The 8,759-nt window shown below is 55.9% G+C and carries 7 protein-coding genes; 4 read left to right on the top strand and 3 right to left on the bottom strand.

The genetic code is table 11. From position 1 onward, the window contains the following. Positions 1 to 75 precede the first annotated feature (75 nt). A complete protein-coding gene (locus UR289_RS15195; protein ID WP_039262548.1) occupies positions 76 to 1,413 on the bottom strand; it encodes a TolC family outer membrane protein in 1,338 nt (445 codons plus the stop codon). A 738-nt stretch (positions 1,414 to 2,151) separates the two neighbouring features. On the opposite strand from UR289_RS15195, the gene UR289_RS15190 reads away from it, so the two are divergent. Both UR289_RS15190 and UR289_RS15185 read left to right on the top strand, forming a co-directional pair. Continuing rightward, on the top strand, positions 2,152 to 2,895 hold the full coding sequence (locus tag UR289_RS15190; protein ID WP_087822537.1) for a DeoR/GlpR family DNA-binding transcription regulator: 744 nt from the start codon (positions 2,152 to 2,154) through the stop codon (positions 2,893 to 2,895). Between the two features lie 13 nt (positions 2,896 to 2,908). Then, on the top strand, positions 2,909 to 3,976 hold the full coding sequence (locus UR289_RS15185; RefSeq protein ID WP_087822536.1) for an oxidoreductase: 1,068 nt from the start codon (positions 2,909 to 2,911) through the stop codon (positions 3,974 to 3,976). Positions 3,977 to 4,087: 111 nt separating this feature from the next. Here the strand turns inward: UR289_RS15185 and cybB are convergent, their stop codons facing one another. Next, complete coding sequence (cybB, locus tag UR289_RS15180) at positions 4,088 to 4,618, bottom strand: cytochrome b561 (protein ID WP_069302796.1); 531 nt, start codon at positions 4,616 to 4,618, stop codon at positions 4,088 to 4,090. A 189-nt stretch (positions 4,619 to 4,807) separates the two neighbouring features. Between cybB and gap the strand changes: the two genes are divergently transcribed. Continuing rightward, positions 4,808 to 5,809 (top strand): type I glyceraldehyde-3-phosphate dehydrogenase, encoded by a 1,002-nt coding sequence (gene gap, locus UR289_RS15175; RefSeq protein ID WP_029740556.1) that lies wholly within the window; start codon positions 4,808 to 4,810, stop codon positions 5,807 to 5,809. Between the two features lie 274 nt (positions 5,810 to 6,083). On the opposite strand, the gene UR289_RS15170 is transcribed toward gap, so the two are convergent. Then, entirely contained in the window at positions 6,084 to 6,884 is an 801-nt protein-coding gene (locus UR289_RS15170; protein ID WP_320710760.1) for a YdcF family protein, read from the bottom strand. A gap of 203 nt (positions 6,885 to 7,087) precedes the next feature. On the opposite strand from UR289_RS15170, the gene UR289_RS15165 reads away from it, so the two are divergent. Then, positions 7,088 to 8,740 carry an MFS transporter gene (locus UR289_RS15165; RefSeq protein ID WP_039262556.1) on the top strand — a complete coding sequence of 551 codons (1,653 nt, stop codon included), beginning with the start codon at positions 7,088 to 7,090 and terminating at the stop codon, positions 8,738 to 8,740. The last annotated feature ends 19 nt before the right edge of the window (positions 8,741 to 8,759 follow it).

Below are 8,759 nucleotides of genomic sequence, written 5' to 3'. Positions count from 1 at the left end.
GACGGATGTAGCTATCCCTGGGAAAAAACACCCATTATTTTCAGTCTTACTTTGCGCAACACTGCGCGTCTTTTATTAACTCAAGTCGGGTAATTTTGCGGCAGCGTTTTTCTCTATTCCAATAAGCGGCATTAAATTATCAACCGCGGAAGCATAATTAATTGCCGAACTCCAGCCGTCATACTCGGCGATTATTTTCGCTGAGGTGGCCTGCCAGACATCCTGCTCAACGCTGAGCAGATCGTTAATGCTCCGCTTGCTCAGGGTGTATTCATTTTTATAAACATCGCGGGCCCGCAGCGCATTTTCCAGCTGTTGCTTCCCCGCCTCCATTCGTCCCCGCGCGCCGGTCCAGTCAGCCTGCGCGACGGAGGCCTTTTGCAGGACATCGAAACGCGCCTGATCGACCTGAGAGGAGGCCATGGCCCGTGCGCCTTCCGCCTGTCGAACGCGCGCGGAAACCGCGCCCCCCTGATACAGCGGCGCGTCGATATTGAGCTGTATCTGGTCGTCCCAGTAGGAACGGTTGTCCGATTCATAACGGGTGCGCCCCCCCTTCAGGCTTAGCGTAGGCCAGTGCTGGGACTTCGCCGTTTCCACGCCATACTGAGCCGAGCGTTCCATGTTCTGCGCGGCCATCACCGCCGGTATCAGGGAATAATCGATGCGGTTGAGCGAGTCCGGCTCCACGGCAAGATTCGCGGGCACCGGCGAATAGGCCTCTGCCTGCATGCCGGTTAATACCGCAAGCCTGGCGCGCGCGCTGTTTAAGGCGGCGCGATACTGCGCGACCGTCGCCTGCATGCCGGCAATGCGCGTGCGGGTCTGAAGCTCATCGGAGGTCGAACTCACGCCCGCGTCTGCGCGAAGCTTTGCCAGCTGCTCGACGTTCTTGAGCGCCTGCACGTTATCTATTGCCGCCTGCAGCAGATCGGAATAGCGTTTGACCTCGACGTAGCTCAGCGCCGTTTTTTCCGCCACGTCCGAAAGCGTGCCCATCAGCTGATAGCGGTAGCTATCGCGCTGGGCGGAGGACTGGCTGATGCTGTTATTGGTCTTGCCAAAATCGTACAGCAGCTGCGTCAGGCTCAGCCCCCAGGCGGCTGAATTCTTCAGCGACCCGCTGGAATCGGTGGTCTGGCTGTGCCCCGTACTTCCGTTCAACGATATTTGCGGCATCCAGCCGCTGCGCGCTTCATCTATTTGTGCCTGGCCAATACCTAATTGCGCGGCCTGCTGGCTAATTGACGGATCGCGATCGATCGCAAAAAGAATACTTTCTTTTAAGGTTGTGGTTGCCACCGGGGCAATACCCACCTGATTACTATTGGCGAAAGCCATATTTATGGCTAATGAAATGAATGCCAGTGCTGCTGTAAATCGGCGTAACATAGGCTTTCGTAATATCGTCATGTTATCTCCCTGACTCTGAGTGATACTCAAGCAAATACCCAAAAAGAGGTACAGATAATTAGACAAATATCTTATTTAGCTACCTTGCTGAATTTCAGGTAATACTCCCCATACCCATTTCCATCGGAGATGAGATCTGCCCGCATCTTATTTCAATTAAGAATTTACTTATTTCTTAAACTGGTTAGCAGCATAACAAAATGTGTTATAGCCCACTACAGCCACAATGTTAATGTGGTGTTACAAGCAAGAAAAAATATGGGGTTTCTGGACAAAACTCTAAAAGTATCCTTTCAGATGAAACATATAAACTCTCTGTTATCTAAGGAAAATTCTTAATTCCCTCCGTGCACATTTTTGCGTTAATTTCAGCGCGAGTCAGACACAAAGATTTTCAAAGAAGTGTCAGTTTACGTAGCCAAAGGGATATATTTAAAATTAAAAACTTTTAAAAAACTAATTAAAGCAATTAAACACTGCATAATTTCCATTAAACAGCATTTAACACCACCCAATGGCGATGCGCTGGTTACATAACCCAAATCGTTAAATAAAACATAACAATAACATTGTGATTAACATTCAAAACGGCTTCCTTATACCTGCTTAATAAAATTTTAATAATCACCTATCTGAATTATCACGCCGCCGCACATCGTCCTGAGGACATTCCCCTTCTCTCTGCGTCAAAATGCTGTATTATGCAAACTATTGCGACATTTTGCAGGAATGTACCCCATGCACAAAACCGCTCGTCAACGCTACGTCCTGGATATCCTCAGCGAGCAAGGCCAGGCCAGCATCACCGACCTGGCTGAAAAGCTGCAGGTTTCGGCGGATACCATTCGTCGGGATCTGACCGACCTGGAAAACCAGGGCCTTGCGCAGAAGAACCACGGCGGCGCCATCGCGCTCAACCTCTCCGCCATGAACCGTCAGGGCCGCAATACGCTGCTGCCGGAGACCAAACAGCGCCTGGGTAAACAGGTCGCACAGCAGGTTCCACCGGGCTCCACCCTGTTTCTGGATGCCGGAAGCACGGTGATGGCCGTCGCCACCTTTCTTCAGGGGCCGCTCACCGTTATTACCCCCTCGCTGGATATCGCCCAGCATTTTAGCGACCGGGAAGACGTTGAGCTGATCCTGCTCGGCGGGAAATGGGACCACAAGCAGCGACTGTTTGCCGGCAGCGCCACGCTGTCCTTGCTGTCCCGGTATCGGGCAGATATCGCCATTCTTGGGGCGTGCGCCATTCATGCCGAACTCGGTTTGAGCGCCGGTAAAGAAGCGGATGCCGAGGTGAAACGCGCGATGCTGGACGCAAGCCATGCGCACTGGATTGTCGCCGACCATCTGAAAATTAACCGCTGCGAGCCGTATCTGGTTTCCGGGTTATCCAGCATTCAACAACTCTTTTTAGATCGTCCCTGGCCTGAGCTTGGGGACTATAGCGCACTGCAGGTTACGGTGTGCGCCAATTAACGTGGAGAAGGTCATGAGTAAAGTTCAAACAATCAACATTGCGCTGATCGGGTATGGATTTGTCGGTAAAACCTTCCATGCCCCGCTGATCCAGTCGGTGGACGGGATTAAGCTGGCCGTGGTCTCTTCTCGTGATGAAGAGAAGGTTAAACGCGATCTGCCGGACGTACAGGTGGTAGCGACACCGGAAGAGGCCATTCAGCATCCTGATATCGATCTGGTGGTGATTGCCTCCCCCAACGCCACGCACGCCCCGCTGGCGACGCTGGCCCTGAACGCGGGGAAACACGTGGTCGTGGACAAGCCTTTTACCCTCGACATGCAGGAAGCCCGCGACCTGATTGCGCTGGCGGATGAAAAGCAGCTGCTGCTCTCCGTCTTCCACAACCGCCGCTGGGACAGCGATTTCCTCGGCATTAAGCAGATTATTGAACAAGGCACGCTCGGCAAGGTTAAACACCTGGAATCGCACATCGACCGCTTCCGCCCGGAAGTGCGCGTGCGCTGGCGCGAGCAGAATGTCCCCGGGAGCGGTCTGTGGTTTGATCTGGGCCCTCACCTGATTGACCAGACGCTTCAGCTCTTTGGCCTGCCGGAGTCGGTTCAGGGGAATATCGCGACGCTGCGCGACGGCGCAGAAATTAACGACTGGGCGCACGTGGTCTTAAACTACCCGGAGCATAAGGTCATTCTGCACGCCAGCATGCTGGTTGCTGGCGGTACGGCGCGCTTTACCGTCCACGGGGACAAGGGCAGCGTGGTGAAAGCCAGAATCGACCAGCAGGAAGCGCAGCTGCTCGCAGGAGTGATCCCCGGCAGTGAAACCTGGGGCGAAGACGGCGACAGCATGGTGTTCTTTGGGGCCGACGGCGCACCGCAGACGATCCCAACCCCGAAAGGCGATCAGCGCCAGTATTACGTCAACGTACGTGATGCGCTGCTCGGGAAAATCACCAATCCTGTCCACCCTGTTGAGGCACTGGCGGTCATGGCCGTGCTGGAAGCGGCGGTGAAGTCGTCGGAGACGGGATCAACGCAGGCGCTGGCGTTAACTGCCGAAGAGCGTGCGCTGCTGGGTTAAAAAAACAAGCCGGGTGGCGCTGCGCTTACCCGGCCTACGATTCAGAGCCGTTTGTAGGCCCGTGCAAGCGAAGCGCCGCCGGGCAAGAAAGGTGGCGACAATGTTTCAGCACTACTGACGCTTTTTCGGCATCATGCGCAGAAGAGTATTATCTTTCCAGAAATAGTGATGCATCAGCGCCGCCGCCGCGTGCAGGCCAATCACAAAGTAGCCCAGGTTCGCCAGCGTCTCGTGCCACTCTTTCAACATATCAACCAGGTCGAAATTGGACTCCGCCGCATGCGGCATCGCCAGGCCGAACGCAAACCAGTCGCTGCCCCGGTTGTACATCATCACAATGCCAATCAGCGGCAGCGCAATAAACAGCAGATACACCACCAGGTGCCCCAGATGGGACATCCCCGTCACCATCGCTTTTGGCTTCGGCTGAATCGGAGGCGCGCGGAATTTCAGGCGAACCAGCAGACGCGTCACCATCAGCACCAGGATACTGATACCGCACGAGACGTGGATCATATTGATCGCTGGACGCGCGGTGCGCGGGAAGAAACCTTTGAACTCCATGGCGCAGTAGGCGACGATGATTAACAGAAACACCAGCCAGTGGATGCCGATTTGCAGGCTTGTATATTTAGTGCGCATGTGATTTCCCGATTAAAAACAGTTACCGCGCCAACATAATCTCCTTTCCTTAAAAATTCATTAACTTTTCTGTATGGTTTTTCAAATACTTCCTCCCGCATGAAGCATCTTCAATTGCCGCCCTGCCCGTGATGGTCTAAGCCTGGATGAGTTCAAACTGTCGCATCGACACGTTTACAGGAGAACACCATGAGTAAAATTGGCATTAACGGCTTTGGACGCATTGGGCGCCTTGTACTGCGCCGCCTTCTTGAAACCCAGGACAGCAATACCGTCGTCGCCATCAACGACCTCACCTCACCGAAAGTGCTGGCCTACCTGCTCAGGCATGATTCCAACTACGGTGGCTTCCCGTGGAGCGTCGATTTCACCGAGGATGCGCTGATTGTCGACGGTAAAACCATTGCGGTGTACGCCGAAAAAGAGGCGAAGCACATTCCGTGGAAAGCCGCAGGCGTGGATATCGTCGTGGAGTGCACCGGCTTTTATACCTCTGAAGAGAAATCACGGGCGCACCTGGACGCCGGCGCGAAGAAAGTGCTGATCTCTGCGCCTGCGGGCGAGATGAAAACCATCGTCTACAGCGTGAATGACGACACCATTGACGCCAGTGACACCATTATTTCCGTCGCATCCTGCACCACCAACTGCCTCGCCCCGCTGGCAAAAGCCCTGAACGATGCGTTTGAAATAAAAGTGGGCACCATGACCACCATCCATGCCTATACCGGTACGCAGGCGCTGGTGGATGGCCCGCGCGGGAAAGACCTTCGCGCCTCGCGGGCGGCGGCAGAGAATATCATTCCCCACACCACCGGTGCGGCAAAGGCCATCGGTCTGGTGATCCCTGCGCTCAGCGGCAAGCTGAAGGGCCACGCGCAGCGCGTGCCGGTAAAGACGGGTTCAGTCACCGAGCTGGTGGCGATTCTGGGCAAGAAAGTGACCGTTGAGGAGATCAACGCCGCGCTGAAAAAGGCGACGCAGGGCAATAAATCGTTCGGGTATACCGACGAAGAGATTGTGTCGTCCGATGTGATTGGCTCGCATTATGGTTCGGTGTTTGACGCCACGCAGACGGAGGTGTCAGAAGCGGGAGAGCTGCAGCTGGTGAAAGCGGTAGCCTGGTATGACAACGAGTACGGTTTCGTGACGCAGCTGGTGCGGACGCTGGATAAGTTTGCGGCGCTGTGATTCTATGCCTTTATTCAGGGCTAATATGAGCAGTGAAGCATCCCCTCTCCCTGTGGGAGAGGGTTAGGGTGAGGGGAACATACGGGTGTGGTGGTCATTCCGTTCACTTTATGTTCCTTGCTACTCTTTAACGACATAACCGGTGAACGTGCCAGGGTGGCTCAATCGCCGCCACCCTGGCAACCCGGGCTCCCGGCGATATACAGCCGGACCAGGACATTGCTGTAAGCCAAAGGTTATTCTGAAGCGGTTGTTATCGCTTCTGATTACACCCTTAAATCGAGCGCCTGGACAACGCATCCGCGAGAACCGGGTCCTGCTGTAACTGTTCCCATGCGGCAATCACAGCATCCGGGAATTCAACGTGCGCGATAAAATCCCGCCCGGCCGGACCATAGCCGTTAACGTCATCATACAAACGCGGCAGCTCCCCCAGAACCAGTGACAGGTAGCGGTCAACGGGCCACAGTCCGCTATTGCCTGCACTAAACTCAACTCCCTCTTTGCCATTGTGCAGCGTTGGCGTAAACCCGGGATGGCTTATCCACTGCGGTGACACGGGCTCATCCCGACACACGCGGGCAAACGTTGCCATCGTACGGCGCTGCATCGTCGGGTCCTGTACCACCAGCACCCGCCCGGTCGCTCGCTGATGCTGTTTCAGCATGTTCCAGCTAAAACGCGCGTTCTCACCGCAGTTGGTGGAGCGATCTTCAACCCACAGGCGCGTCTCGGGGATCTGCCAGAACTCCCGCGCAATGTCGGCAAGAATGCTCGCTTCCGCCCGCCCTTCGACGGGCAAGGTGTGATAACGCGGATGACTGCCGATAGCGGCATATAGAAACGCGGTTGAATGACCAATACCGCCGCTAATCAGGAGCGGGATGTCTCTCTGCGCGGCAATACGGCAGGCCGCCTCAATGGTCGGGATCACCGCGTTTCCTGCCAGGATCACCGCATCGACGTCCGGGGGCTGGCGGCTGTCGCTCAGGTCGTCCTGCGCCAGCCATTCACCGACAGTATTGATGGCCGCCAGCGTGGCATCCGGCAGGATGGGAAAATGGGGCTGTTCCATGATGAACTCCTTCTCTCTATCCCTTCAGGGTAGCGACTTCAGGTTCTCAACACAATGGCGACATCGGGCCGCTCTTTTTCCTTAAACTTCCCTTCTACATTTGATTAACATGCGTAAATCATATTCACTTGAATTATCATTTGCGGCAGACGTAGAATCGCTAGCCCGCTAATTATTCAATTATTTCTAAGGTAAACGACGTTATGCGCCTGCCCGAACGCGACCCTTATGCTCCTCGCGAGTGGCAGCCACATGAGAAACCCGCCCTGCTGGGTTCGCCTTCCACACCCGAGCACAGTACGCCAAAACGCATTGCCTACGGCGTCGTTGGCCTGCTGGTGTGCCTGACGGGAGCGCTGGGAAATGCGGTGGTGACCGCCAACCTGCAAAACCTGCAGGGGACCTTCGGGGCCTGGTCGACCGAAATCGCCTGGCTTCCCGCGGTCTACGTCATGACCAACATCTCTATCAACCTGCTGCTGGTCAAGTTCCGCCAGCAGTACGGTCTGCGCGCCTTCACGGAAGGTTTTCTGGTGCTGTACGTGCTGGTGACCTTTTTCCACCTGTTCGTTAACGATCTCAGCTCGGCGCTGATGGTGCGCGCCGCGCACGGGATGGTGGCCGCCGCGCTCAGCTCGCTGGGGATTTACTATCAGATCCAGGCCTGGCCTGCGAAGCACCGCCTGAAGGCGCTCACCATCGGGATTACCGGGTCGTCGCTCGCCATTCCTCTGGCCCGCCTGTTTTCCACTGAACTGCTGCAGCTGGACGAGTGGCGCGGGCTCTATTTCTTCGAGCTCGGGCTGGCGCTGATCTCCCTGGCCTGCGTGATAGCCTTAAAACTGCCCCCGGGCGACAGGCGCAAGGTTTTTGAGAAAAAAGACTTCATCACCTTCTTTTTAATGGCCCCCGGAATGGCCCTGCTCTGCGCCGTGCTCTCGTTGGGCCGCCTTGACTGGTGGTTCGAGGCGCCCTGGATCGGCTGGTCGCTGGCGCTGTCGCTTGTATTAATTGTGGCCGCCATCGTCTTTGAACATAACCGCGCCAACCCGCTGCTGAACACCCGCTGGCTGTCGAGCGGCAGCATCGTCCGTCTGGGGCTCATCATGCTGCTGATCCGTATCGTGCTGGCAGAGCAAAACACCGGGGTCATCGGCTGGCTGCAGTACGTCGGGTTACAGAACGAGCAGATGACCCACCTGGCGTGGTCCATTTTCGCCGGGATCGTCTGCGGGATTGTCACCAGCTGCCTCACGATTAAGCCGACCAAACTGGCGTGGCCGATTATCACCTCCCTGGCGCTGATGATTGTTGCCTCGCTGCTGGACAGCCAGTCCAACAACCTGACCCGACCGGATCAGCTGATGCTAAGCCAGTTTCTGCTGGGCTTCGGCAGCGCCTTCTTCCTGGCGCCCGCCATGCTGGCCGCCATTGGTGGGGTGATCGCCGACCCGCGCAACCTGGTCAGCTTCTCGGTGATGTTCGGCATGAGTCAGAACCTCGGCGGCCTGCTGGGTTCCGCGATCCTCGGAACCTTCCAGACCTGGCGCGAGAAGTACCACTCCAGCCTGCTGGCGGACCAGCTCACCACGCTCAATCCGCTGGTCAACGAGCGTATCCAGCTTTACACCCAGATGTACCGGAGCCTGATTGGCGACAGTTCGCTGCTGGGAACGCAGGCGATCACGCAGCTGCAAACGGTGACGACGCTTGAGGCGAATATTCTGGCTTACAACGATACTTATCTGCTGACGGCGGGCATCGCTGCCGCCACGCTGGTCTGGATTTTATGGCGCTTGCTGCGCCTGCGCATCACTGCCCGTATGGCGCTTAAGAACGCCACCGGCAACAAATAATTGAAATATTTCTGGAGAG

The sequence above is a fragment of the Enterobacter sp. 302C9 genome, from assembly GCF_034106085.1.
In the GTDB taxonomy this organism is placed as follows: Bacteria; Pseudomonadota; Gammaproteobacteria; order Enterobacterales; family Enterobacteriaceae; genus Enterobacter; species Enterobacter asburiae_B.
Note: the sequence above shows the minus strand (reverse complement) of the source record. Positions and strands in the feature narration are given on the sequence as shown.

What these genes read in the sequence shown, in the direction of transcription:
- UR289_RS15195 (WP_039262548.1), bottom strand. Translation starts at nt 1,413, where the DNA reads ATGACGATATTACGAAAGCCTATGTTACGCCGATTTACAGCAGCACTG.
- UR289_RS15190 (WP_087822537.1), top strand. Translation starts at nt 2,152, where the DNA reads ATGCACAAAACCGCTCGTCAACGCTACGTCCTGGATATCCTCAGCGAG.
- UR289_RS15185 (WP_087822536.1), top strand. Translation starts at nt 2,909, where the DNA reads ATGAGTAAAGTTCAAACAATCAACATTGCGCTGATCGGGTATGGATTT.
- cybB (WP_069302796.1), bottom strand. Translation starts at nt 4,618, where the DNA reads ATGCGCACTAAATATACAAGCCTGCAAATCGGCATCCACTGGCTGGTG.
- gap (WP_029740556.1), top strand. Translation starts at nt 4,808, where the DNA reads ATGAGTAAAATTGGCATTAACGGCTTTGGACGCATTGGGCGCCTTGTA.
- UR289_RS15170 (WP_320710760.1), bottom strand. Translation starts at nt 6,884, where the DNA reads ATGGAACAGCCCCATTTTCCCATCCTGCCGGATGCCACGCTGGCGGCC.
- UR289_RS15165 (WP_039262556.1), top strand. Translation starts at nt 7,088, where the DNA reads ATGCGCCTGCCCGAACGCGACCCTTATGCTCCTCGCGAGTGGCAGCCA.